Consider the following 24,523-nt stretch of genomic DNA (forward strand, 5'->3'; position numbering starts at 1 on the left):
GCCAAGGAGATGGACATCACCCCGGAGAAGGTGCTGGAGATCCAGCAGTACGCCCGGGAGCCGATCAGCCTCGACCAGACCATCGGCGACGAGGGCGACAGCCAGCTCGGTGACTTCATCGAGGACTCCGAGGCGGTCGTGGCCGTCGACGCGGTCAGCTTCACCCTCATGCAGGACCAGCTGACCAGCGTCCTGCAGACCCTCTCCGAGCGGGAGGCCGGCGTCGTCCGACTGCGCTTCGGCCTCACCGACGGCCAGCCCCGCACCCTCGACGAGATCGGCCAGGTCTACGGGGTCACCCGCGAGCGGATCCGGCAGATCGAGTCCAAGACCATGTCCAAGCTCCGCCACCCCAGCCGCTCCCAGGTGCTGCGCGACTACCTCGACTGAGGAACACCCCCCTCGCACGCTCAGGGCGGGCCCCTGGAGGGGGCCGGGCGAAGCCCTCTGGTCTGCAGGGGGGGCCGGACACACCGGCGGCCGGCGACCTGTGGGTCGCCGGCCGCCGGTGTGTCCGGCTCCTGGGGGACGGGGACGCTCCCAACGGGTGACCGGTCGGTGTACGACGGCACGTGGCGGGTAGACGGCGTAGCGTGGGCGTCGTCAGAACAGCAGCGGACCCACAGCTGGCCTGAGCCAGTGACCGAGATCCACCAGTACGTGCACCATCCGGACCCAGTTCCGAACCAGCGACGTCCCCTGCTGACCCGTTCCACCAGCACCGCCCGTGTCACGGACTCATCTCGATCGGTGAGTCGGTGCACAGTAGGTGCCGGAGCGGGAACACGAGGGGCCATCCTGGCGCTGTGCAGGAGGCCGATCCGCAGCCGCGGGTCCGTGCGGTAGAGAGCGAGTGATGAGCCAGATGACCCAGACGCTGACGACGACCCCGCCCACCGAAGACCTCGTCGTTCCCTTCCACTGCGACCGCTGCGGTGCTCTGGCCAAGGTGCGCGTGGTCCTCCCGAGTGGGAGCGACCTCGTCTTCTGTGGACACCACGCACGTGAGTACGAGGACAAGCTCCGCGACATCGCGGCCGACTTCATTGAGACCGACGGCGAGGCGCGCGTCTCCCACTGAAGAGGGCAACTATCGTCGCGCCAGCGATGAAGCCCTCACCCGACGAAGCCGCCGGCACCCCGGACCCGCACCACGGGCACGGGGGGCCGGCGGCTTCGTCGTCCTCGGGACCAGACCTCGGTCCCCGCCGACCCGGAGAGCGACCGATGCCGCAGGAACCCCGCGACGACACCGTCCGCCTCGAGCCGGACGGCACCGTCGGCGCGGCCCGCACCGGCCGCCCGCCGGCAGTCCCCCCGGCCGCCCGGCCGTCCACCGAACAGCCCACCGGCGCGGCTCTCCCCGCGGCTCCGGAGGCCGCTCAGGGGGACGAGGGCCAGGTCGCCGGCCCGACGGCGACCACGTCGTCTCCCGCCGAGCCGTCCGACACCCAGGTCATCCCGCCGGTGTCCGACGGGGCCACCGCCGTCGGCGGTCCGGTGCCGGCCGCGCCCGTCGTGGCGGCGCGCGACACGGACGAGACCGCGACGATCAGCGGTCCGCCTCCCGCGGCCCCGCGCGATGCCGACGAGACCGCGACCATCTCCGGACCGCCTCCCGCGGCCCCGCGCGATGCCGACGAGACCGCGACCATCTCCGGACCGCCTCCCGCTGCGGGTCGCGACGCTGACCAGACCGCGCTGATCGCCGACCGGGTCCCGGCCGACGAGCCCACAAGCCGGCCCGGCGACGACACCGGCACTCCCCCACCTCCGTCCGGTCCCCCCGGCGACGAGCGCCCCTGGTGGCGCCGCCGGGCGGTGGCCGTCCCGGCAGCCGCCGTGCTCACCCTGGGCGTCCTCTACGGCGTCGACCTGCTGATCGCCGGTGACGACGTACCGCGCGGCACCGTGGTGGCCGGCGTGGACGTCGGCGGACTGTCCCCCGCGGCCGCCAGCGAGCGGCTGGAGAGCGACCTCGCGCCCCGCATCGCCGCCGACCACCCGCTGGTCGCCGCCGACGTGCAGGGCGTGCTGCACCCGGCCAGCGCCGGGATCTCCCTCGACGTCCCGGCCACCGTGGACGTCGCCGACGACCAGCCGCTCAACCCCTGGACCCGGCTGACCACGCTCGTCGGTGACCGCGAGGTCGAGCCGGTGCTGGCGGCCGACGACACCGCCCTGGCGGCGCAGGTCGAACAGTTCGCCACCACGGTCGACCGGGCGCCGGTCGACGCCTCGATCACCCTCGACGGGACGACGCCACAGCTGGTCGAGCCGGCCGAGGGACGCGAGCTCGACCGGGACGCGGCGGCCGAGACCATCACTGCCGCCCTCGCCGCCGGTGGCGACCCCGAGACGCCCATCGAGCTCCCCGTCGAGGTGACCGAGCCCCGGGTCGAGACCGCCGAGGCCGAACGGGTGCTGGAGGAGACGGTCACCCCGGCGCTCGCCGCACCGGTCACCGTCGTCGGCGCGGACGGCGCGGACTCCGTCGAGCTGCCCGTCACCGCCATCGCGGCGTCCCTGACCTTCACCCCGCAGGACGACGGCAGCCTCGCCGTCGCCGTGGACCCGGCCGCACTGCAGGCCTCGACGGGCGAGGAGTTCGCCGCGTTCGGGTCCCCCGCCCAGGACGCGAGCTTCGAGGTGTCCGGGGAGACGATCACCGTCGTGCCCTCGGTCGACGGCCAGGGGATCGACCCGGCCGACCTCGCCGCCGAGCTGCTGCCGGTGCTCGACGACCCGGCACCCCGCTCGGTCACCGCCGCCCTCGGCCCGGTGCCGGCCGAGTTCACCACCGAACAGGCCGAGGCGCTGGGCATCCGTGAGCAGGTCAGCTCCTTCAGCACCAACTTCACCAACGCCGCGAGTGGCACGAACATCCGGGTGGTCGCCGCCGAGGTCGACGGCGCGCTGGTCCGGCCAGGTGAGACGTTCAGCCTGAACGGCTACACCGGCCCGCGTGGCACGGCGCAGGGCTACGTGCCGGCCGCGGTGATCAGCGGGGGCGAGCTGTCCCAGGCCGTCGGTGGTGGCATCAGCCAGTTCGCGACCACGATGTTCAACGCGGTCTTCTTCGCCGGCCTCGAGGACGTCTACCACAAGCCGCACAGCTTCTACATCAGCCGCTACCCCGCCGGTCGTGAGGCGACGGTCTACGAGGGCCAGATCGACCTGCAGTGGCGCAACGACACCGAGACCGGCATCTACGTGCAGACCGAGTGGGTGCCGGGCACGCTCACCGTCACCTTCTGGGGCACCCGCTACTACGACATCGAGTCGATCAGCAGCGAGCGCCGCAACATCCGGCAGCCGGCGGTCCAGGAGAAGGTCGACGACGGCAACTGCACCCCGCAGTCGGGCTCGCTGGGCTTCGACATCACCGTCACCCGGGTCTTCCAGGACCTGACCAGTGGCGCGGAGATCCGTCGCGAGTCCTTCGACACCCGTTACGCGGCCGAGGCGATCATCCGCTGTGTCCCGCCGGCGGCGCCGACCGACCCTGCGGCGGTCCCCCCGGCGACCGGGGCGCCGGCACCGTCCACCCCGGCTGGCCGCCGCCCCGGCGCGCGCGCCGGGAACGCCGTCCGGGGCCGGACCGGCCGGCGACGCAGCTGACCCCTGCTCACTCCGGTGGGTGGGGCCCCGGCGCCCGGGCGGGCACCACGGACGGCGGGGCCGTGCAGACTGGTGCCGTGGCCTCCGTCGTCCCCAACAGCTCCGCGGCGCGCGCCGCCGAGCTGACGGCCGCGACCGGCCGACCTGCGGCGGAGGCCTCGACCACCGGTTCAGCGGCGCCCACCGGGTCGACGGCACTCGGCCGGCACGGGCGGGGGCGGTTGGACAGGCTGCCCACGCCGGTGCGGGTGCCGCTCCAGGTGCTCGGGCGGACGCTGGCGAAGGCGTGGCAGGACCGGATCCTCGGGCTGTCCGCCGAAGCCGCGTTCTGGCAGGTCCTCTCGGTCCCCCCGCTGCTCATCGGGCTCCTGGGCTCGCTGGGCTACCTCGGCTCATGGATCGGCCGGGACGCCGTGGCCCAGATCGAGGAGCAACTGGTCAACGCCTCGGCGGAGGCGCTCACCCCGACCGTCGTGCAGTCACTGGTGCAGCCCACCCTGAACGAGATCCTCGCCCCGGGCCGACTCGACATCGTCAGCCTGGGCTTCCTGGTCTCGCTGTGGGCCGGCTCCTCGGCCACCGCGACGTTCCTCAACACCACCGTGATCGCCTACGACCAGCGGGACGTCCGAGGCCCGATCCGGACCCGGCTGATGGCGCTGTGGCTGTTCGTCGTCGGGCTGGTGATGGCCGTGCTCACCCTGCCGCTGCTGGTGCTGGGCCGGGGCACCCTGGTCGAGCTGCTGCCCGAACGCTGGCAGGACACCGCGACCCTGCTGGTCAACGCGGTGTACTGGCCGGTGGTCGTCCTCGCCCTGGTCCTCGCCCTCACGAGCTTCTACCACGTGATCCTGCCGCGCCGGCTGCCCTGGCACCGGCACCTGCTGGGCGGGGTCTTCGCGATCTGCTTCTTCATCGTCGCCGCCGTCGTGCTGCGCGGCTACGTCGCGGGCGTGCTCACCACCGCACTGCCCTACGGCGCGCTGGCGGCGCCGATCGCCGCCCTGCTGTACTGCTTCCTGCTGGGCATGTCGATCCTGCTGGGCGCCGAGCTGAACGCCACGGTGGAGGCCCGCTGGCCGGCCCAGCAGCGCCGGCACGACCGCCGCCGGCAACGCCGCCGGGCGGCCAAGATCGAGCTCGAGGCGGAGAAGCTCGGGTTGCGGTGACGCGGCGGCCGGCCGGGCGCGCCTCCCGCTACTTCTTGAGCTGGTTGTAGACCTCCTTGCAGGCCGGGCACACCGGGCTGCCGGGCTTGGGGCTCTTGGTCACCGGGAAGACCTCGCCGCAGAGCGCCTCGACCATGGTGCCCATGACGGCGCTCTCGGCGATCTGGTTCTTCTTCACGTAGTGGAAGACCTCGTTGGCGTTGCCGGTGTCGGCGTCGCGGACGTCCGGGCGCTCGAGGATGTCGGCGCTGCTCATGGGCTGCTCCCTCAGGTCTCGGGTTCGGGCCGGGATCCGGTCCGTGACGGGCTGCCGTCCATGATGGCAGGGCGCCGAAGCCCTCCTCCGGAACTCGGTCCGTCTTCTCCCCCGAGGTGACCGACGCGCTCGCCGTGGGCCGGCCCGGAACCGGCTGACTCACATGTCGATGACGCGGGCCCTGCTGCTGCCGGACTCGAGGATCCGGTCCGGTGCCGGCGGCCGGTAGCGGTTCGGGTCGATCTTCTTCTTCGGCGGCCGGTCGTTGGCCATCACCACCGCCACCCAGGGCAGCACGGTGCCCAGGACGGCGAAGACGGCCATCAACCAGATCGAGTACTGGTAGGTGAGCGCGGCGAGCACGAGGCTGACGCCACGGATCAGCATGGTGATCGCGTAGCGCTTCTTGCGGGCCGCGTGCTGGTCGACCCGGCTGGGCTCGGCCTCGGTGATGAGCAGCGGCTCGTTGCTGTCATGCCGGCTGACGGACTGGCTGGAGGCCACGGATGCCCTTCCCTGGACTGGCCGGGGGAAGGGCGGCGGTGGTCGGCTGGGTGGTTCGACCGGCCCCGGAGCCCCCGGCTCCTGGACCCCATGGTGCCACTCGATCGTGCGCCATGCAGCGGTCCGAGTGGTCGCTGCCGAGCTCCTCAGCCGGCCGGCGTCCTCGCGGCGCGGGCCTCCTTGGCGGCCTGCTTCGCCGCCTGCTTGGTGGCGCGCACCTCGGCCAGGGACACCGGGTCGGTGATGTCGGCGACGGACCGGCGGGCCCCCTCCTGCCCGTAGTCCCCGGCTGCTTCCCGCCAGCCCGGCGGGGTGACGCCGTACTGCTTGCCCAGCAGCGCCAGGAAGATCGTCGCCTTCTGCGCGCCGAAGCCGGGCAGCTCCCGCAGCCGGCGCAGCAGGGTGGCGCCGTCGGGGGCGTCGGCCCAGACCGCGTCGGCCCGGCCGTCGTACCGCTCCACGAGCGTCCGGGCCAGTTCCTGGGTGCGGGCGGCCATCGACCCGGGGTACCGGTGCACCGCCGGCGGCCCCTGGAAGTGCCGGGCCAGCTCCGCCGGGTCGCACTCGGCGAGCTGGACCGCGGACAGCGTCTCGACGCCCAGCCGGTCGGCCAGCAGCCGCGGCCCGGCGAACGCACGCTCCATCGGGAACTGCTGGTCCAGCAGCATGCCGATCAGCAGCGCCAGCGGGTCACGGCTGAGCAGCTCGTCGGCGGCGTCGTCCTGGGAGATGTGGAGGCTCGGCACGCGGCAGATCCTGCCGCACCCGCCCGCGGGCCCGTGCGGTCAGTGCGCCTCGGCGCCGCTCGCCTCGTCCGCCTTGCGCCGGTGCAGGGTCAGGCTCAGCACCGTGACGACGATCGCGCCGACGATCAGCCCGAGCAGCGCGCTGCCCAGCGTGTTGACCACCCAGCCCACGACCGAGCCCAGCGCACCGGTGGCGTCGGCCGCGGCCTCCTCCAGGTGGTGCACCGCCTCGTAGAGCACGTGCAGGCCCAGCTCGTCGGTGCCCACCAGCAGGATGTGGCCGCCGACCCAGAGCATCGCCGCGGTGCCGACCACGGTGAGCGCGCTGAGCAGCTTCGGCATCCCCTTGACCAGCCCGCGCCCGAACCGGGCCACGCCCGCGCTGGGCCGCTGGGCGAGGTGCAGCCCGACGTCGTCCATCTTCACGATCAGGCCGACGACGCCGTAGACCAGCACGGTGATCCCCAGCGCGACGATCGCCAGGATGATCGCCCGGGACCAGAAGCCCTGGTCGACCACCTCGTTGAGCGAGATGACCATGATCTCGGCGGACAGGATGAAGTCGGTCCGCACCGCCCCGGACACGATGGTCTTCTCGTCCGGCAGCGCGTCCTCCACCGACGCGTGGGCCTCGCCGTGGGGCTTCACCCGGTGCCAGATCTTCTCCGCGCCCTCGTAGCAGAGGTAGGCGCCACCGACCATGAGGATCGGGGTGAGGAGGAAGGGCAGGAACTGGCTGAGCAGCAGCACCGCCGGCAGGATGATCAGCAGCTTGTTGCGCAGCGAGCCGAGGGCGATCTTGCGGATGATCGGCAGCTCGCGGTCGGCGTTCAGCCCGTGCACGTACTGCGGGGTGACCGCGGTGTCGTCGACCACCACCCCGGCGGCCTTGATGCTGGCACGCCCGGCTGCGGCTCCGATGTCGTCGATCGAGGCAGCGGCGGCGCGCGCCAGCACCGCCACGTCGTCGAGGAGAGCTACCAGTCCACCCGCCACGGGAGGTTCCTTCCGATCGGTCCGCACTCGCGTGCTGTCGCAGCACATCGTGGTCGATCCGGCGGTGCCGCGCGCGGGCGCCGCACCCGTCGGGGTCACCGGCGTCCCCCGGGCGTGCCGGAGGGCCCCGTCCGGCCGGTGTGCCGGGTCGGCGAGGATCAGCGGCGTGCGTGCGGTGGTGACCCGGGTCAGCGAGGCGTCGGTGACCGTGGACGGCGAGGTGGTCGGTGCGATCGGCACTGGTCTGCTGGCCCTCGTCGGGGTCGGCCGGGACGACGACGAGGGCCGCGCCCGCGCGCTCGGGAAGAAGCTGCACGAGCTGCGCGTCTTCCCCACCGACGACGGCGCCCGCTCGGTCGGTGACCTCGGCCTGGCGGTGCTGGTGGTCAGCCAGTTCACCCTCTACGCCGACACCCGCAAGGGCCGCCGTCCGTCCTGGGCCGATGCCGCGCCCGGGGAGCTGGCCCAGCCGCTGGTCGACGAGGTGGTCGCCGAACTGCGCCGGCGGGGCACCGAGGTCGGCACCGGCCGGTTCGGCGCCCGGATGTCGGTGGCCTCGGTGAACGAGGGGCCGATGACCCTGCAGTTGGAGGTCTAGCCGCGGGAGGTGTGGGTACCACACCGTTGTCACTCGCTTCCGGAGCGCACGCAGTGTTGGCGACCTGGACGTTGCCTGTGAGTTGTCGCGCCCCGGAACACGCACCCCGGCAGGTCCGTTGCACACGATGTACCACACGGACAGAACGACCGGAGAGCCACCCGGCTGATCCCGGACGCCGCTCTGACCTCCACCGGGGTGCACCGCCAGCCATGACGGCGACGCATCCGGACCCCGAAGCAAGGACGAAGACTCATCGTGACCGTGCTGCAGTCCTCCCCCACCGACACCCTCGAGGTGCGCTCCCCGCGCCGCGCCCCGGACACCAGTGGCCTGGTGTCGACGGACCTGGTGCGCGTCTACCTCAACACCATCGGCAAGACCGCGCTGCTGACCGCCGAGCAGGAGGTCGAGCTGGCCAAGCGGATCGAGGCTGGCCTCTACGCCGACCGGCTGCTGTCCGAGAAGAAGCTGACCCCGGCGGTCCAGCGCGACTACAAGCTGCTCGCCGCGGACGGCAAGGCGGCCAAGGCCCACCTCCTCGAAGCGAACCTGCGCCTGGTCGTCTCGGTGGCCAAGCGCTACACCGGCCACGGCATGACGTTCCTGGACCTCATCCAGGAGGGCAACGTCGGCCTGATCCGCGCCGTGGAGAAGTTCGACTACACCAAGGGCTTCAAGTTCTCGACCTACGCCACCTGGTGGATCCGGCAGGCGATCACCCGGGCGATGGCCGACTCCGGCCGGACGATCCGGCTGCCCGTCCACCTGGCCGAGCAGGTCAACAAGGTGGTGCGCACCCGCCGGCGGATCCACCAGGAGCTTGAGCGCGAGCCCACCGCCGAGGAGCTGGGCCTCGAGCTCGACATGACGCCCGAGCGGATCACCGAGCTGCTCGAGTACTCACGCGACCTGGTCTCCCTCGACCAGACCGTCGGTGCCGACGAGGAGTCCCGCCTCGGTGACTTCATCGAGGACGCCGACGCCGCGGTCGCCGAGGACGCCGTCGCCTTCCAGATGATGAAGGGCGACGTGCGCAACGTCCTGGAGACCCTGGAGGAGCGGGAGCGCGACGTCGTGATCATGCGGTTCGGTCTCGACGGCGGCCAGCCCCGCACGCTGGAGCAGATCGGCAAGCGCTTCGGCCTCTCCCGCGAGCGGGTGCGGCAGATCGAGCGCGAGACGATGACGAAGCTGCGCGCCCCGCAGCGCGCCGACGCCCTCCGGGACTACTTGGGATGAGGTCCTGACGGACCTCACCGCGGCCAAGTGGCGTGCCCCGGTTGCGGTGAGCCGTTCCCCGCGTTCCCGGCGGGAGCCTGCGGCCCCGCGCCGGGTCCACGGACCGGCCTGACGGCCGGGGGTCCGTACCCGTCCCCGGCACGGTTCGCCCCCGGCTCGGTTCGCCCCCGGCTCGGTTCGTCCCCGGTCCGGTTCGTTGCCGGCCTGGTCTGCGACGGAGCCCCTGCCCTGGTGGGCGGGGGCTCTGTCGTGTCAGGTGCCGGGGCGGAACATGCGCCGGGGGCCGGAGTCGATGCGGGCGGTGGGCGGGCCGACCCGGATGACCGCGCCGGCCACGACCAGGCTGCGGCCGCCGTGCCAGGCGTCGGCCGGGCCGACGATCACCGGCTCCAGGGTCAGCCCGAGCACCTCGGGGACGTCGTCGCCGAGCCGGGCGACCCGGAGCAGCAGGTCCTCCAGGGCAGCGGTGTCGACCGGCGCGCTGCCGCGGTAGCCGTTGAGCAGCGGCCAGGCGCGGGGCTCCCGGACCAGCTCGTGCGCGTCCAGGTCGGTCAGCGGCAGGGTGCGGTAGGCGCGGTCACCGAGCAGGTCGGTGGCCACCCCGCCGACGCCGAAGCTGACCAGCGCACCGAAGGACGGGTCGTCGACGATCTCGACCACCGTGGCCACCCCGGGCGCCGCCTGTTCCTGCACGATCACCGGGTCACCGGCCGGGATCGCCGCGAACGCCGTCCGGACGTCCTCGGCGTCGGTCAGGTCGAAGCGCATCCCCCCGAGGTCCCGCCGGTCACGCAGCCACGGCGCGGTGGACTTCAGCACCACCGGGTAGCCGATCTCCTCGGCGGCGGCGACCGCGGCCTCGGCGTCCTCGACCCGGCGGGTGCCGAGCATCGGCACGCCGTAGGCGCCCAGCAGCGCCATCGTCTCCTCGTCGGTGAGCTCCCGGCCCGCCGGGGACGCCGCCAGCGCACCCGCGACCACCTGCTGCGCGGCGGGCTCGTCGATCCCCTCCAGCTCGGGCACCACGCCCAGCGGACGACGGCGCCAGCGGGCGTACTCGCTGACCTTCGCCAGCGCGATCACCGCGCGCTCGGGGGTGGAGAACGAGGGCACCGACCCGCGGGCGGGCATGCCGTGCTCGTCGCCGATCGCCAGCTCGTCCGGGATGCCCTCGGTGGACAGGAAGTTGGCCACCAGGGGCTTGTGCGACCCGGCCGAGACGTCCCGCAGCACCTCGCCGAAGGGCTGCTCCCCGCGGAGCAACGGCGGCAGGAACACCGCGACCACGCTGTCCACCCCCTCGTCGTCCAGGGCGGCCTGCAGCGCCGCCCGGAAGTCCTCCGGGGTGCCCTCGGTGCCGATGTCGACCGGGCGGTCGTGGGCCAGCGCCAGCCCCTGTTCCAGGACGGCGTCGGCGACCAGCACGCCCATGGCGGTCGAGTTGCCGACCACGGCGACCCGGTCGCCGGCGGGCAGCGGCTGGTGGGCCAGCAGGGTGCCCACGTCGAAGAGCTGGGCCAGGGTCTCCACCCGGATGACCCCGGCGGAGGCGAACAGTGCCGCGACCGACTGCTCGGGGACGGCGACGCTGGTGCCGGCCAGGCCGGCGGTCATGCCGACGTGCCGGCCGCTCTTCACCGCGACCACCGGCTTGGTGCGGCCGATCCCGCGGGCCAGCCGGGCGAACTTGCGCGGGTTGCCGAAGCTCTCCAGGTGCAGCAGCACCACCTCGGTGCCCGGGTCGCTGGCCCAGTACTGCAGCAGGTCGTTGCCGCTGACGTCGGCCCGGTTGCCTGCGGAGACGAAGCTGGACAGCCCGATGCCCCGCGCGCGGGCGCGTTCCAGCAGCGCGACGCCGAGCGCACCGGACTGGGCGAAGAAACCGACCCGGCCGCGGCCGGGGACGTCCGGGGCGAGGCTGGCGTTCAGCCGCACCGCGGGGTCGGTGTTGACGATGCCCAGGCAGTTGGGGCCGACCACCCGCATCCCCGACGCCCGCGCGGAGGCGACCAGCGCCCGCTCGGCGGCCCGCCCCTCCGGCCCGGTCTCCCCGAACCCACCGGAGATCACCACCAGGCCGCGGACGTTCTTGCGCCGGCAGGCCTCCACGACCGCCGGCACCTCGTCGGCGGGCACCGCCAGCACGGCGAGGTCGACGTCGTCGGGGATCGCCTCGATGTCGGCGTAGGCCGGCACCCCGCGGACGTGCCGCACCGCGGGGTTGACCGGGTAGAGCGGGCCGTCGAAGCCGTACTCGAGCAGGTCGTGCAGCACCGCGTGGCCGACCTTCGCCGGGTCGTTGCTGGCTCCCACGATCGCCACCGACCCGGGGTTGAGCAGCCGGCCGATCGACCGGGACTCGCTGCGCTGCTCCCGCTCGTGCGCCACCGCCAGCGACTGCTCGGTGGGCGCGATGGGGAACGTCAGGTGCACCACGCCGTCCTCGTAGGACCGCTTGGCCGAGTACCCGGCGTCGATGAAGACCCGCACCATGGCGCTGTTCTGGCTGAGCACCTCCGCCACGAACCGGCTGATCCCCCGCTCGCGGGCCGCGGCGGCCAGGTGCTCCAGCAGCACCGAGCCCAGGCCCCGCCGCTGGTGGGCGTCCTCGATGAGGAAGGCCACCTCGGCGTCGTCGGTGCCGGGGTACCGGTCGTAGCGGCCGACCCCGATGAGCCGGTCGCCGAGCAGCACGACGAAGGCCACCCGGGCGTCGTGGTCGACGTGGGTGAACCGGTGCAGGTCCTTGTCCGACAGGCGGCGCATCGGCCCGAAGAACCGGTAGTAGCGGGTCTGGTCGGAGCTGCGTTCCATCAGCCCGACGATCCCGTCGGCGTCCTCGGGGGTGATCGGGCGCAGGTGCACGGTGCCGCCGTCGGCGGCGACCACGTCGGCCTCCCAGTGCGGCGGCGCAATCGGGCTCACGGGTGCGTCCTCGGTCATGGGTTCTCCCGGCCACCTCGTAGGGGCCCGCCACGAGCTCGCGAGTGGTGGGGGGCGAGGTGGTCCTTAATCACGGGGGTCGTCCGGGTCGAGTCCGAAGTAGGGGAACGAGGCGGTGCGGGTGCGCAGGATCGCCCGGTCGACCCGGTTCTCGGTGAAGGGGTCCCAGCGCTGGAAGCCGACGTAGCCGCCCTCGGTCATGCTCACCGGCGGTGGGGTGCGCAGCCCGCGGCCGCGGACGTCGTCCTGCCAGCTCTGCGGGATGTCGGTGGTCCCGGGCAGCCGGTCACCGCTGGCCTCGGCGATCAGGTGGGTCCAGGCGCGCGGCACGCACCGCACCACCCCGTAGCCGCCACCGCCCAGGGCCACCCAGCGGCCCTCGCAGACCTCGTGCGCCAGGTCGTGCACCGCCCGGTAGGAGGCGCGCTGGCCGTCGACGGTGAGCCCGAGGTCGGCCATCGGGTCCTCGTGGTGGGCGTCGCAACCGCACTGGGTGACGAGGATCTGTGGGGCGAAGGCTCGCACCACACTGGGCACGACCGCGTGGAAGGCGCGCAGCCAGCCGGAGTCGTCGGTGCCGTTGGGCAGCGCCAGGTTGACCGCGCTGCCCAGCGCCTTCTGCGGGTCACCGGTCTCCTCGGGGAAGCCGGTTCCCGGGAAGAGGGTGAGCGGGGTCTGGTGGACGCTGACGGTGAGCACCCGCGGGTCGTCGTAGAAGGCGGCCTGGACGCCGTCCCCGTGGTGCACGTCGAGGTCGACGTAGGCGATCCGCTCCCAGCCCTGGGCCAGCAGCCAGGCGATGGCGACCGCGGCGTCGTTGAACACGCAGAAGCCCGAGGCCGCGTCGCGCATGGCGTGGTGCAGGCCGCCCGAGATGTTCACCGCGTGCTGCGCCCGCCCGCTGGAGACCCGTTCGGCGGCGAGCACGCTGCCTCCGGTGATCAGGGCCGCGGCGTCGTACATGCCGGGGAAGACCGGGTTGTCGGGCGTGCCGAGACCGTGTCCCACCCCGTAGGGGTCCTCCGGTGCGCGGCGCACGGCCTCGAGGTACCCGGGGTCGTGGACCAGGGTCAGCAGGTCCTCGCCGGCCTGGGTGGGGCTGACCACCTCGAGCCGGGGCCGGTCCAGCACGCCCAGGGACCCGGCCAGCCGCATGGTCAGGTCCAGCCGCACCGGGTGCATGGGGTGGTCACCGCCCATGGTGTAGCCCAGCAGCGCGTCGTCCCAGACGACGGTCACGGCGTCGCTCACGACCCCGCTCCCCGGTGGTCCGGGTGCGGGCACGGTGCTGCGGTGCTCCTCGTCGAGCAGGCGAGCTCCCTCACCGCGCCGACGCTACCGGTGCCGGCGGCCGCGTGCGTCGGCGCGACGCGGCGGGCGGCTGCGCCGCTCGCGTGCCCCGTGGACTGGCCCCCGCCTCGTAGGATCGGGGCCACCTGACGGAGGAGTGGACGTGAACGACCTCATCGACACCACGGAGATGTACCTCCGGACGATCTTCGAGCTGGAGGAGGAGGGCATCGTCCCGCTCCGGGCCCGGATCGCCGAGCGACTGCACCAGAGCGGCCCGACCGTGAGCCAGACCGTGGCCCGGATGGAGCGGGACGGGCTGCTGACTGTGCAGGGCGACCGGCACCTGCAGCTCTCCGACGAGGGCCGCGAGCTGGCCACCGCGGTCATGCGCAAGCACCGGCTGGCCGAGTGCCTGCTGGTGGACGTCATCGGCCTGGACTACGCCGACGTCCACGAGGAGGCGTGCCGCTGGGAGCACGTGATGAGCGAGGCGGTGGAGCGCAAGCTGCTCAGCCTGCTGGGCAACCCGACGGTCTCGCCGTTCGGCAACCCGATCCCCGGCCTCGACGCACTCGGCGGCGACACCTCCGCGGTGCTCGATGCGCTCACCCTGCTCTCCACGACGGCGACGCCGGAGGGCACCCCGGTGGTGATCCGGCGGATCAGCGAGCAGCTGCAGGAGGACGCCGCGCTGCTGCGCACCCTGGCCGACCTGGGGGTCCGGCCGGGGTCGACGGTGACCGCCTCGCTGGCCAACGGCACCGTGCTCGTCGACGGGGAGGCGCTGCAGCCCGGCGTGGCCCAGCACGTGTTCGTGAGCGCCGTCGAGGAGGAGCTCACGCCGGTCGAGGCCGCCGAGGCGACCGCCGGCGTCAGCTAGACCGCACCTGCTCGACCCGGTACGCCGAGAGCCGCGACCCCGCCGGGGCGCGGCTCTCGGCGTACCGGGGGCCGGCCGGCTCACTCGTTCGCACGGCTCACGACCTCCGTCACTAGGCTCGCCGGGGACACCGCCGCGACGCGCAGAGAGAAGGCACCGGTGAGCGACTCCCCAGCTCCCTCCGAGCAGCCCGAGGACACCCCGCCGACCCCGTTCCACCGGCTCGCGGACTTCGTCGCGCTGCCCCGGCTGGGTGGACTGGCCCTCTCCCCCGACGGCACCCGGCTGGTCACCTCGGTGGCGACGCTGGACCCGGCGGGCACCCGGTGGCAGTCGGCGCTGTGGGAGGTCGACCCCGCCGGGCAGCGCCCGGCCCGGCGGCTGACCCGGGGCGCGGCGGGTGAGTCCGCCCCGCAGTTCTCCCCCACCGGTGACCTGCTGTTCACCTCGGCCCGCCCCGACCCCGACGCCGGCAAGGACGCCGGGGAGCCCAAGGCCGCGCTGTGGGCCCTCTCGCCGGCCGGCGGCGAGGCCCGTCTGGTGCTGCAGCGCCCCGGTGGCATCTCCGGCGTGAGCGTGGCCGCCGAGACCGGGGACGTCGTGGTGGTGGCCCCGACGATGCCGGGCGCCGAGGACGCCGACGCCGACACCGCCCGCCGCACGGCCCGCAAGGACGCCGGGGTCACGGCGCTGCTGCACGAGAGCTACCCGGTGCGCTACTGGGACCACGACCTCGGCCCGGCCGTGCCGCACGTGTTCTGGATCGGTCAGCTGCCCACCGAGCCGGTGCCCGGCACGGCTCCGACCGCGCCCGAGTGGCGCGACCTCACCCCGGACGCCGGTGCGCCGCTGGGGGCGGGCGAGGACGTGGCCCTCTCCCCCGACGGCCGGCTGGTGGTGCGCAGCGAGGACGTCCCGGACGGCCCGGCCGGACGACGCTCCCGCCTGGTGCTCACCGAGGTGTCCTCCGGGCGGACCCGCCCGCTGGTCGACGACCCGCTGGCGGACGTGTCCGGGGCGCGCTTCTCCCCCGACTCCCGTCAGGTGGTCTGCGTCCGCCAGACCGCCACGACCTACGACGACCCGCCGGAGTACACGCTGCTGCTGGTCGACCTGGACGACGACCAGCCGGCCGGCGTCCGTGAGCTGACCCCTGACTTCGACCGCTGGCCCAGCGCACCGCAGTTCGCCGCGGACGGCACGGCCGTCTACTTCCTGGCCGACGACGACGGCCGGCACGCCGTCTTCAGGGTCGCCGTGGACGGTGGCGCACCGGTACGGCTGACCGACCAGGGCGCCTACAGCGACCTGCAGGTGGCCCGGGACGGCAGCGCGCTCTACGCCCTGCGGTCGGGGTACGACACCCCGCCGGTGCCGGTGCGGCTCGACCCGACGGCCACCGGCCAGGACCCGGCCCCGCTGCCGAACCCGGGCACGATCACCTCGTTCCCCGGGACGTTGCGCGAGCTGGACGCCACCGCCGCCGACGGAACCCGGGTGCAGTCCTGGCTCGTGCTGCCCGAGGGGGCCAGCGCGGACACCCCGGCCCCGCTGGTGCTCTGGATCCACGGCGGGCCGCTGATGAGCTGGAGCTCCTGGTCGTGGCGGTGGACGCCGTGGGTGCTCGCCGCCCGCGGGTACGCCGTGCTGCTGCCCAACCCGGCGCTGTCCCAGGGGTTCGGCCAGGACTTCGTCCGCCGCGGCTGGGGCGAGTGGGGCGATGCCCCCTACACCGACCTGATGGCCGCTGTGGACGCCGCCGAGGCCCTGCCGGAGATCGACCAGACGCGCACCGCGGCGATGGGCGGATCGTTCGGTGGCTACATGGCCAACTGGGTGGCCACCCAGACCGATCGGTTCAAGGCGATCGTCACCCACGCCAGCCTGTGGCACCTCGACGGCTTCGTCGGGTCGACCGACTCCTCGTACTACTGGGAGAAGGAGTTCGGCGACCCACTCACCGAGCCCAAGCGGTACGAGCAGAACTCCCCGCACCGCTTCGCCGACGCGATCCGCACGCCGATGCTGGTCATCCACGGCGACAAGGACTACCGGGTGCCGATCGGTGAGGGCCTGCGACTCTGGTACGACCTGCAGAAGCGCGGCGTGCCGTCGAAGTTCCTGTACTTCCCCGACGAGAACCACTGGGTGCTCACGCCGGGCAACGCCGCGGTCTGGTACGAGACGGTGATCGCCTTCCTCGCCGAGTACGTGCTCGGGGAGGAGTGGCAGCGCCCCGAGCTGCTCTGACCCGAGCTGCCCTGACGCGAGCTGCTCGGACCCGGGCGGGGCGCCGGCACCACCGCCGGCGCCCCGGTCACCGGCGCACACCGCCCGGGTCGCCGGCCCGCCGCATCAGCCGGCGCACCTCCTTGGGCGGCATGCCGGCGTGCAGCGCCGTCCGCAGCAGCCCGGCGAGGGTGTAGCCGGGCTCGCTGTCCAGCGCTCGCTGCAGTGCCAGGGCGGCCAGGGCACCGTTCCCACCCACCCAGGCGGTGACCGCCAGCAGGGTGGCCGGCGCTGCGTCCAGCGGTGCCGGTGCTCGTCGGACCAGCTCCGTCCAGACCACCTCCGCAGCCGCTGCCTGTGGGCCGACCGTGAGCGACAGCGCCCGGTCGCGGACGTCGAGGTCGCGCAGCCCCCAGGCCAGCCGGGCGACCTGGCGGTCGGACAGGCACTCCACCGAGCCGGGCCGGCAGGCCGCGACCGCCGCCAGCACGGCGTCCCAGCCCTCGTCGGCGACGGCGTCCCAACCGAGCTGCGCCGTCCGGTGGGCCAGCTCGTCGCCCACCTGTTCGCAGGCCTGTGCCATCCCCGCCGCGGCCAGGAAGCCGACCGGGGCGATCCGCCGGGCGAACGCCTCGCGGTCGTCCTCCACGACCTGACCGGACAGCGCGGCGGCCGCCGCAAGCCGGCTGGTGCCGCTGGGCAGCGAGGTGCCCGCCTCCGGTGCGCAACAGGCCGCTGGGCAGTCGTAGTCCCACCACCGGCCCCGGCGGACCAACAGCGCGTTGCGCACCGGCAACTCCTGCTCGTGCAACGCCGACACGGCCTCGCGCACCAGCTCGCGGTGCGGCAGGACCGGCACCGCCGGGCCGGGTGGGATCGGCGCCGAGCAGCCGTCGGCGTCCTCGGACACCACGGCCAGCAGGGCCGCCACCGGCCGGTCGGTGCGCAGGGCCCGCACCACCTCCCGGACCACCGCGGCCCGGTGCTCCTCCGGTGGCAGGTCGACCCGGACGGTCAGCCCGAGGGTGACCGGGGTCGTGTCCCGCAGGCTGACCAGCACGAGCGACTCACGGGGGCGGAAACCGATGAGGTGCGGCAGTGCGGCAGCGACCTCACCGGGGTCGGAGAGGCGGACGGTGTGCTCGGGCAGGGAGTCGGACATGGCCACGACCCTGCGGGCCGCGCCGCCCGGCGGGCCGCCGCGCGACGGGGTTGTGGACAGCACCACCGGCTGTGGACGCCGGGCCGCAGGAGGTCAGCGGACCCGTCGAACCTCCCCGTCGTGCGACAGCAGCGGGCAGATCCCTCAGACCTCGTACTGGACGGCGGACCGGCTGGCCAGGTGCGGCTTGACGTGCTCGGCGATCACCGCGAGGTGCCGTGCGTCGCCGGCGTAGGCCCGGAACGCCTCGACGTCGGGGAAGTCGGCGACCAGGGCGGTGTCGGCGTTCCCGTCGACGAGGCCGGCGTCGGGGCCGACCGCGAACGCCGTCATCCCGCCCACCTCCTCGGGGAGCCGCCGCAGGGCGGCCAGCGTGGCCTCGCGGGTCTGCGGGGAGGTGTCCTCGGTCCAGGTGAACAGCACGACGTGGCGCAGCATGACCGCACCCTGCCAGGCCGGTCCGGCCACCGGCCAGCGGAGGCGCCCTCGTTACAGTCCGGGCATGGGACGGTCGTTGCGGGTCGCACTGCTGTCCTACCGCAGCAAGCCGCACAGCGGCGGGCAGGGCGTGTACGTCCGGGCGCTCTCCCGGGAGCTGCGCGAGCTCGGGCACCGCGTCGAGGTGCTCAGCGGTCAGCCCTACCCGGAGCTGGACGACGGCACGCCGCTGACCCGGGTGCCCAGCCTCGACCTGTACCGGGAGCCCGACCCCTTCCGGACGCCACGGCTGCGGGAGTTCTCCAGCCTGGTGGACGTCGCGGAGTTCGCCACGATGTGCACCGCCGGCTTCCCCGAGCCGCTGACCTTCAGCCTGCGGGCCGCCCGGCTGCTCGGCCGCCGGGCAGGCCAGTTCGACCTGGTGCACGACAACCAGTCCCTCGGCTACGGCCTCCTGCAGCTGCGGCGCGCGGGCCTGCCGACGGTCGCGACGGTGCACCACCCGGTGGCCATCGACCGGGACCTCGAGCTCGCCGCGGCACCCGGACTGCGGCGCCGGCTCACGCTGCGCCGCTGGTACGCGTTCACCGGGATGCAGGCCCGGGTCGCCCAGCGGCTGGACGGGATCACCACCGTCTCGGAGAGCTCCCGCCGCGACATCGGCCGGCACATGGGCGTGCCGGCCGGGCAGGTCCAGGTCATCCCGGTCGGGATCGACCCGTCGGTCTTCCGGCCGCCGGCCGACCCCGCGGCCCGGGAGAGCGCCCGCATCGTGGTCACCACCAGCGCGGACGTGCCGCTCAAGGGGCTGGTGCACCTGCTGGAGGCGGTCGCCAAGCTGCGCACCGAACGGGACGTGCAGCTGACCGTGATCGGCAGCGCGCGCCCCGGCGGGCCGGCGGCCACGGCGATGGACCGGCTCGGCCTGGGGGACGCCGTGCGGTTCACCGGACCGGTCGCGCAGGAGGAGCTGGTGCGGCTGCTGCAGACGGCCACCGTGGCCGCTGTCCCCTCGCTGTACGAGGGCTTCTCCCTCCCGGCGGTGGAGGCGATGGCCTGCGCCACCCCGCTGGTGACCACCGACGCGGGTGCGCTCCCGGAGGTGGTCGGCTCGCACGCCGGCGTGCAGGTGCCGGCCGGCGACGTCGGCCGCCTGGGCGAGGCCCTGCGGCTGGTGCTCGACCACCCCTCGCTGCAGGAGCAGCTGGGCCGCGCCGGGCGCACCCGGGTGCTGGGCAGCTACACCTGGCGCCGCACCGCCGAACGGACGGCGGACTGGTACGCCGACGTCCTGGACCGGCAGACGGCCGGCGCGACCGGAGGGCAGCGCGGGTGCTGACCGTCGACTACGACCTGCTGGACGTGCGACCCGGCATGCGGGTGCTCGACCTGGGCTGCGGCGAGGGCCGGCACGCCTTCGAGGCCTACCGTCGCGGCGCCTCGGTGCTCGCCGTCGACTGGGGGCAGCACGAGGTGGCCACCACCGCCGAGTGGCTGGGCGCGATCGCCGCGGCCGGTGAGGCCCCGGCCGGCGCCTCCGCCGCGGTGGCCCGCGGCGACCTGCGCGCGCTGCCGGTGCCCGACGCCAGCGTCGACCGGGTGATCGCCTCGGAGGTGCTGGAGCACATCGTCGACGACCGCACCGCGATCGCCGAGATCGCCCGGGTGCTGCGGCCGGGTGGCCGGGTCGCGGTCACGGTCCCCCGCTACGGCCCGGAGCGGATCTGCTGGGGCCTGTCGGACGCCTACCACGCCAATGAGGGCGGCCACATCCGCATCTACCGCGGCGACCAGCTGTGGGAGCGGCTGGCCGCGGCCGGGCTGCAGCCGACGGACACCCACCACGCGCACGCCCTGCACGCCCCGTACTGGTGGCTCAAGTGCGCCGTCGGTGTCGACCGGGACACCGCGCTGACCCGGGCCTACCACCGGCTGCTGGTCTGGGACCTCGTGCGGCGCCCGTGGCTGACCCGCACGGCCGAGCGGGTGCTCGACCCGCTCATCGGCAAGAGCTTCGTGGTCTACGCCGACAAACCCGCAACCCCTCTAGAGGGCGCCGTCTCCGACGACGCCGCCGCGGGCCTCGCCCGTGCCTGACCGGCACGACGGCGCCGAGCTGCCCGCGGTCCCCGGCGTGCTCACCGCCGACCAGCTGCGGGAGACCGTCGCCGCGATCGCCGCCGAGCAGGCGTCCGACGGCGCGCTGCCGTGGTTCCGCGGCGGGCAGCTGGACGCCTGGGACTCGGTGGAGGCCGCCATGGCCCTGGACGTCGGCGGCGAGCACGACCGGGCCGTTGCCGCCTACGACTGGCTGGCCAGCCGGCAGCGCGCCGACGGCTCCTGGGCCGCCGAGTACCGGGACGGCCACGTCGTCGCCCCCGCGGTGGAGAGCAACCACGCCGGGTACCTCGCCGTCGGCGTCTGGCACTCCTGGCTGCGCACCGGGGACGCGGCGCTGGTCGGCCGGCTGTGGCCCACCGTCCGCCGGGCGCTGGACCTGGTGACGGCGATGCAGCTGGCCACCGGGGCGATCAGCTGGGCGCTGCGGCCCGACGGCACCCCGGACGACACGGCGCTGCTCACCGGGAACGCCAGCCTCTCCCAGGCGCTGCGGGCCGGCGTGGCCCTCGCCGAGCTCGTCGGTGAGGTCCAGCCCGACTGGGAGCTCGCCGCCGCCGACCTGCGCCGGGCGCTGTGCGAGCGGCCCGAGGCCTTCGCCGACCGGTCGCGGTACTCGATGGACTGGTACTACCCGGTGCTCGCCGGCGCGGTCACCGGCGCGGCCGCCACCGACCGGCTGGCCGCCGGCTGGGACACCTTCGTCGTCCCCGGGCTCGGGGTGCGCTGCGTCGCCGACCGGCCGTGGGTCACCGGCGCGGAGACCTGTGAGCTGGCCCTCGCCCTGGCCGCCGCCGGGCGGCCGGACGACGCGACCGAGCAGCTCGCCGCGATGCAGCACCTGCGCGCCGAGGACGGCTCGTACTGGACCGGGCTGGTGTACGCCGACGACGCCCGGTGGCCGGTCGAGCGCACCACCTGGACGGCGGCCGCGGTGGTGCTCGCCGCCGACGCGATCGCCGGCACCGGTCCGGCCGCCGCGCTCTTCGCCGACCCGGCCGCACTGGACCGCCCCGCGGTGACCGGGCCACGGTGACCGGCGTACCGCTACCCACGGACCGGGACCGACGGACGGCCGACCGCGCGCTGTGACGGGGGCCCTGGGTTGACCCCGCCGACCGCCGGGCACGATCACCCGGTGATCACGGACCCGAGCCCCGGGCCTGCGGCGGTGACCTGTGTGGTGGCCAGCCGCAACCGGCGCACCGACCTGCTGGCCAGCCTGCCCCGGCACGAGGCGCCGGTCGTGCTGGTCGACAACGCCAGCACCGACGGCACGGTGGCGGCGGTGCGCGCAGCCCATCCGGAGGTGACCGTCGTCCCGCTGGACCGCAACGCCGGGGCGGTCGCCCGCACCATCGGCACCGCCCACGCCGGCACCCCCTTCGTCGCCTTCACCGACGACGACTCCTGGTGGGCTCCGGGCGACCTGGCCCGCGCGGTCGAGGTCATGCGCGCCCACCCCCGCCTGGGCCTGCTCGCCGCCCGCATCCTGGTCGGCCCCGAGGAGACCCTCGACCCGGTCTGCACCGAGATGGCCGACAGCCCGCTGGGCACCGAGCCCGACCTGCCCGGCCCGTCACTGCTGGGCTTCGTCGCCTGCGCCGCGCTGGTGCGGACCGAGGCGTTCACCGCCGCCGGCGGCTTCGACGAGGTGGTCCGCTTCCCGGGTGAGGAGGAGCGGCTCGCACTGGACCTGGCCGCCGCCGGCTGGGGCCTGGCCTACGTCGACAACGTGACCGTGCACCACCACCCGTCCACCTCCCGGGAGCCGTCGGCGACGCGTCAGGCCGGCATCTGGCGCAGCCGGGTGTTGACCGCGCTGATGCGCTACCCCCTCCGGGACGTCGCCGGCCAGCTGCTCCGCAGCGCGCGCGCCGGGCGGGCCGGCTGGCGCGGCCTGGCCGGCGCGGTCCCCCGGGTGCCGGCGGCGCTCCGCAGCCGCCGGGTGCTGCCGCGGCGCGTGATGGACGGCGTCCGGGAGCTGGCGTCGTGACCGGGACCGCCCAGGACGTCGACGGAGAGGACACCGTGACCAGCGCACCGACCGAGCCGGCTCCCGACCCGCGGGTCGCCGTCGTGGTCATCACCCACGACCGCCGGGACGAGCTGCTGCTGGCGCTGTCCCGGCTACGCGAGCTGCCCGAGCAGCCGCACGTCGTGGTGGTCGACAACGGCTCCTCCGACGGCACCGCCGACGCCGTCCGCGCGCAGCACCCGTGGGTGGAGCTCATCGCCAGCCCGGAGAACCTGGGCGCGGTGGGCCGCAACCTCGGCGTCGCCCGGCTGGACACCCCCTACGTGGCCTTCTGCGACGACGACACCTGGTGGGACCCGGGCTCGCTGCGCGCCGCCGCCGACGCGTTCGACGCCCACCCCCGGCTGGCCGTGGTCACCGCACGCATCCTGGTCGAGCCGGGCGGCACCGAGGACCCGATCGTCGCCGAGCTGCGCGACTCCCCCGTCGTCGGCGCCGACTGGCTGCCCGGGCCGGCGCTGGGCAGCTTCCTGGCCGGGGCGAGCGTGCTGCGCCGCGAGGCCTTCGACGAGGTCGGCGGCTTCAACAAGCGGCTCTGGCTGGGGGGCGAGGAGGAGCTGATGGCCGGCGACCTCGCGGCCGCGGGCTGGGAGCTCTGCTACCTGGAGCAGCTGACCATCCACCACCAGGCCAGCACCGCCCGCGACCCGCACAAGCGCCGGGCCGACGGCATCCGCAACACCCTCTGGACGACGTGGCTGCGCCGCCCGCTGCGTCCCGCGCTGCGCCGCACCGTGCACCTGCTGCGCACCGTGCCCCGGGACCGGGTCACCGCCCGGGGCCTGCTCGCCGCGGTACGCGGTCTGCCCTGGCTGGTGCGCGAACGGCGGGTGCTCCCCGCCCACGCCGAGGCCCGCTTCGCCGCGCTGGAGGACGCCCAGCGGAGGTCCACCGCCCGCCGCTACGTGAGCTGAGCTGCGCCGCAGCGCGGTGTCCCGGGCCGGGGACACCGCAGCCGGCCGCATCTCGACGAGGCGGCCGGCCGGTGGCGGACCCGGTCAGCGATCGACGAAACGGTCCAGGAACTCCACCAGGGTCGCCGACACCGTGGCCCCGGAGTGCCCCGCGTCGCCGAGCACCACCAGCTCGGACTCCGGCCAGGCGCGGTGCAGCTGCCAGGCAACGTCCAGCGGGCCGCTGACGTCGAGCCGCCCGTGCACCAGCACGCCCGGGATGCCGGCCAGCCGGTGCGCGTCCCGCAGCAGCTGCCCGTCGTCGAGGAAGCAGCCGTTGCCCCAGTAGTGGGTGACCACCCGCGCGAACGCCAGCTGGAACCCGGGGTCGGCGACCGACAGGTGCGGCTCGTGACCGGGGGCGAGGGAGACGTGGGTGTCTTCCCAGTCGCACCAGTCCTGCGCGGCCCTCGCCCGGACGGCGGGGTCCGGGTCGTGCAGCAGCCGGCTGTAGGCCGCGGCCAGGTCGCCGTCCCGCTCGGCCGCGGGGACGCCGTCCCGGAACCGCTCCCACTCCCGCGGGAAGACCCGGCCCATGTCCCGGGTGATCCACTCGGTGAGCCAGCGGTCGGGGCTGGTGATCGCGGCCAGCGCCAGCTCGGTGACCCGCTGCGGGTGCGCCTGCGCGTAGGCCAGGCCGAGGGTCACGCCCCAGGAGCCGCCCACCACCAGCCAGCGGTCGAGGCCGAGGTGCTCCCGCAGCCGCTCGAGGTCGCCGAGCAGGTGCGGCGTGGTGTTGGCCGACAGGTCGACCGCCGGCTCACCCGCCCACGGGGTGCTGCGCCCGCTGTTGCGCTGGTCGAACAGCACGACGCGGTAGCGCGCGGGGTCGAACCACCGGCGCATGCCGGGGGTGCAGCCCGAGCCCGGGCCGCCGTGCAGCACCACCGCCGGCTTGCCCGCGGGGTGACCGCAGACCTCCCAGTACAGCGAGTGGCCGTCCCCGACGTCGAGCGTGCCGGTCTCGTACGGCTCGATCGGCGGGTACATCAACGGGCGCAGGCGATGCAGGTGCGCGCCTGCGGGCGGGCGGCCAGCCGCTCGGGGGCGATCGGCCGCCCGCACTCGACGCACCGGCCGTAGTCCCCCGACTCGGCCCGGGCCAGCGCGGCGTCGACGTCGCCCAGCCGGCGTTGCGCCTGGTCCAGCAGCGCGGCCACCTGCTGCCGCTCGAAGGCGATCGTCGCGCCCTCCGGGTCGTGCTCGTCGTCGGCGTTGGACGACCGGGAGGCAGCCACCACCTCGTCGAACTCCCGGGTGAGCGCGTCGATCTGGGCGAGTGTCTCGGTGCGGGTCCGGGCCAGGTCCTCAGCTGCGCTCACCACCCCATCGTCCTC

Annotated in this window: 23 protein-coding genes; 13 read left to right on the forward strand and 10 right to left on the reverse strand. The window is 74.5% G+C overall.

Annotation, left to right across the window (positions count from 1 at the left end; translation table 11 throughout):
* From HLA93_RS15120 to HLA93_RS15135, 4 genes are all read left to right on the forward strand, one after another.
* On the forward strand, positions 1-390 hold a 390-nt coding region (locus HLA93_RS15120), incomplete at its 5' end, for a sigma factor-like helix-turn-helix DNA-binding protein (RefSeq protein ID WP_281425387.1).
* 475 nt (positions 391-865) lie between these two features.
* Positions 866-1,081: a DUF7455 domain-containing protein gene (locus HLA93_RS15125; RefSeq protein ID WP_222195253.1), complete on the forward strand. Its 216-nt coding sequence runs from the start codon at positions 866-868 to the stop codon at positions 1,079-1,081.
* A 146-nt stretch (positions 1,082-1,227) separates the two neighbouring features.
* Complete coding sequence (locus tag HLA93_RS15130) at positions 1,228-3,621, forward strand: VanW family protein (protein WP_222195254.1); 2,394 nt, start codon at positions 1,228-1,230, stop codon at positions 3,619-3,621.
* A gap of 77 nt (positions 3,622-3,698) precedes the next feature.
* Positions 3,699-4,790: a YihY/virulence factor BrkB family protein gene (locus tag HLA93_RS15135; protein ID WP_222195255.1), complete on the forward strand. Its 1,092-nt coding sequence runs from the start codon at positions 3,699-3,701 to the stop codon at positions 4,788-4,790.
* Between the two features lie 28 nt (positions 4,791-4,818).
* Here the strand turns inward: HLA93_RS15135 and HLA93_RS15140 are convergent, their stop codons facing one another.
* The 4 genes from HLA93_RS15140 to HLA93_RS15155 form a co-directional block, all read right to left on the reverse strand.
* Positions 4,819-5,046, reverse strand: a complete 228-nt coding sequence (locus HLA93_RS15140) for a DUF3039 domain-containing protein (protein ID WP_222195256.1) — start codon at positions 5,044-5,046, stop codon at positions 4,819-4,821.
* Positions 5,047-5,205: 159 nt separating this feature from the next.
* Positions 5,206-5,550 (reverse strand): DUF3099 domain-containing protein, encoded by a 345-nt coding sequence (locus HLA93_RS15145; protein WP_222195257.1) that lies wholly within the window; start codon positions 5,548-5,550, stop codon positions 5,206-5,208.
* A gap of 146 nt (positions 5,551-5,696) precedes the next feature.
* Complete coding sequence (locus HLA93_RS15150) at positions 5,697-6,296, reverse strand: HhH-GPD-type base excision DNA repair protein (protein ID WP_222195258.1); 600 nt, start codon at positions 6,294-6,296, stop codon at positions 5,697-5,699.
* 39 nt (positions 6,297-6,335) lie between these two features.
* Entirely contained in the window at positions 6,336-7,292 is a 957-nt protein-coding gene (locus HLA93_RS15155; RefSeq protein WP_222195259.1) for a DUF808 domain-containing protein, read from the reverse strand.
* 166 nt (positions 7,293-7,458) lie between these two features.
* Here HLA93_RS15155 and dtd point away from each other — a divergent pair, with 166 nt between their 5' ends.
* Together dtd and sigB are read left to right on the forward strand one after the other, a co-directional pair.
* Positions 7,459-7,890 (forward strand): D-aminoacyl-tRNA deacylase, encoded by a 432-nt coding sequence (dtd, locus tag HLA93_RS15160; RefSeq protein WP_222195260.1) that lies wholly within the window; start codon positions 7,459-7,461, stop codon positions 7,888-7,890.
* A gap of 258 nt (positions 7,891-8,148) precedes the next feature.
* Positions 8,149-9,132 carry an RNA polymerase sigma factor SigB gene (sigB, locus tag HLA93_RS15165; protein ID WP_222195261.1) on the forward strand — a complete coding sequence of 328 codons (984 nt, stop codon included), beginning with the start codon at positions 8,149-8,151 and terminating at the stop codon, positions 9,130-9,132.
* Positions 9,133-9,384: 252 nt separating this feature from the next.
* On the opposite strand, the gene HLA93_RS15170 is transcribed toward sigB, so the two are convergent.
* Positions 9,385-12,057: a bifunctional acetate--CoA ligase family protein/GNAT family N-acetyltransferase gene (locus HLA93_RS15170; protein WP_308128159.1), complete on the reverse strand. Its 2,673-nt coding sequence runs from the start codon at positions 12,055-12,057 to the stop codon at positions 9,385-9,387.
* A gap of 84 nt (positions 12,058-12,141) precedes the next feature.
* Positions 12,142-13,326 carry an acetoin utilization protein AcuC gene (locus HLA93_RS15175; RefSeq protein ID WP_222195263.1) on the reverse strand — a complete coding sequence of 395 codons (1,185 nt, stop codon included), beginning with the start codon at positions 13,324-13,326 and terminating at the stop codon, positions 12,142-12,144.
* Positions 13,327-13,528: 202 nt separating this feature from the next.
* Between HLA93_RS15175 and HLA93_RS15180 the strand changes: the two genes are divergently transcribed.
* Both HLA93_RS15180 and HLA93_RS21825 read left to right on the forward strand, forming a co-directional pair.
* Entirely contained in the window at positions 13,529-14,248 is a 720-nt protein-coding gene (locus tag HLA93_RS15180; protein ID WP_222195264.1) for a metal-dependent transcriptional regulator, read from the forward strand.
* 159 nt (positions 14,249-14,407) lie between these two features.
* A complete protein-coding gene (locus HLA93_RS21825) occupies positions 14,408-16,498 on the forward strand; it encodes a S9 family peptidase (RefSeq protein WP_222195265.1) in 2,091 nt (696 codons plus the stop codon).
* A 67-nt stretch (positions 16,499-16,565) separates the two neighbouring features.
* Here HLA93_RS21825 and HLA93_RS15190 read toward each other — a convergent pair whose 3' ends face one another.
* Both HLA93_RS15190 and HLA93_RS15195 read right to left on the reverse strand, forming a co-directional pair.
* Positions 16,566-17,639 carry a DUF4192 domain-containing protein gene (locus tag HLA93_RS15190; protein ID WP_222195266.1) on the reverse strand — a complete coding sequence of 358 codons (1,074 nt, stop codon included), beginning with the start codon at positions 17,637-17,639 and terminating at the stop codon, positions 16,566-16,568.
* Between the two features lie 144 nt (positions 17,640-17,783).
* Positions 17,784-18,077, reverse strand: coding sequence for a Dabb family protein (locus HLA93_RS15195; protein WP_222195267.1), 294 nt, complete (start codon positions 18,075-18,077; stop codon positions 17,784-17,786).
* A gap of 64 nt (positions 18,078-18,141) precedes the next feature.
* Here HLA93_RS15195 and HLA93_RS15200 point away from each other — a divergent pair, with 64 nt between their 5' ends.
* The 5 genes from HLA93_RS15200 (at position 18,142) to HLA93_RS15220 (ending at position 23,147) form a co-directional block, all read left to right on the forward strand.
* Positions 18,142-19,416 carry a glycosyltransferase family 4 protein gene (locus HLA93_RS15200; RefSeq protein ID WP_222195268.1) on the forward strand — a complete coding sequence of 425 codons (1,275 nt, stop codon included), beginning with the start codon at positions 18,142-18,144 and terminating at the stop codon, positions 19,414-19,416.
* On the forward strand, positions 19,410-20,174 hold the full coding sequence (locus HLA93_RS15205; RefSeq protein ID WP_222195269.1) for a class I SAM-dependent methyltransferase: 765 nt from the start codon (positions 19,410-19,412) through the stop codon (positions 20,172-20,174). Before HLA93_RS15200 ends, HLA93_RS15205 begins: the two co-directional genes overlap by 7 nt.
* Positions 20,167-21,231 carry a prenyltransferase gene (locus HLA93_RS15210; protein WP_308128160.1) on the forward strand — a complete coding sequence of 355 codons (1,065 nt, stop codon included), beginning with the start codon at positions 20,167-20,169 and terminating at the stop codon, positions 21,229-21,231. The genes HLA93_RS15205 and HLA93_RS15210 overlap by 8 nt, the downstream gene beginning before the upstream one ends.
* 102 nt (positions 21,232-21,333) lie before the next feature.
* Positions 21,334-22,191: a glycosyltransferase family 2 protein gene (locus HLA93_RS15215; RefSeq protein ID WP_308128161.1), complete on the forward strand. Its 858-nt coding sequence runs from the start codon at positions 21,334-21,336 to the stop codon at positions 22,189-22,191.
* Entirely contained in the window at positions 22,188-23,147 is a 960-nt protein-coding gene (locus tag HLA93_RS15220; protein ID WP_308128162.1) for a glycosyltransferase family 2 protein, read from the forward strand. Before HLA93_RS15215 ends, HLA93_RS15220 begins: the two co-directional genes overlap by 4 nt.
* Before the next feature lie 84 nt (positions 23,148-23,231).
* Here HLA93_RS15220 and pip read toward each other — a convergent pair whose 3' ends face one another.
* Positions 23,232-24,176 (reverse strand): prolyl aminopeptidase, encoded by a 945-nt coding sequence (gene pip / locus HLA93_RS15225; RefSeq protein ID WP_222195271.1) that lies wholly within the window; start codon positions 24,174-24,176, stop codon positions 23,232-23,234.
* Positions 24,176-24,508, reverse strand: coding sequence for a TraR/DksA family transcriptional regulator (locus HLA93_RS15230; protein ID WP_222195272.1), 333 nt, complete (start codon positions 24,506-24,508; stop codon positions 24,176-24,178). Before HLA93_RS15230 ends, pip begins: the two co-directional genes overlap by 1 nt.
* Positions 24,509-24,523: the final 15 nt, after the last annotated feature.

Source organism: Modestobacter italicus (assembly GCF_019799965.1).
Lineage (GTDB): Bacteria > Actinomycetota > Actinomycetes > Mycobacteriales > Geodermatophilaceae > Modestobacter > Modestobacter italicus_A.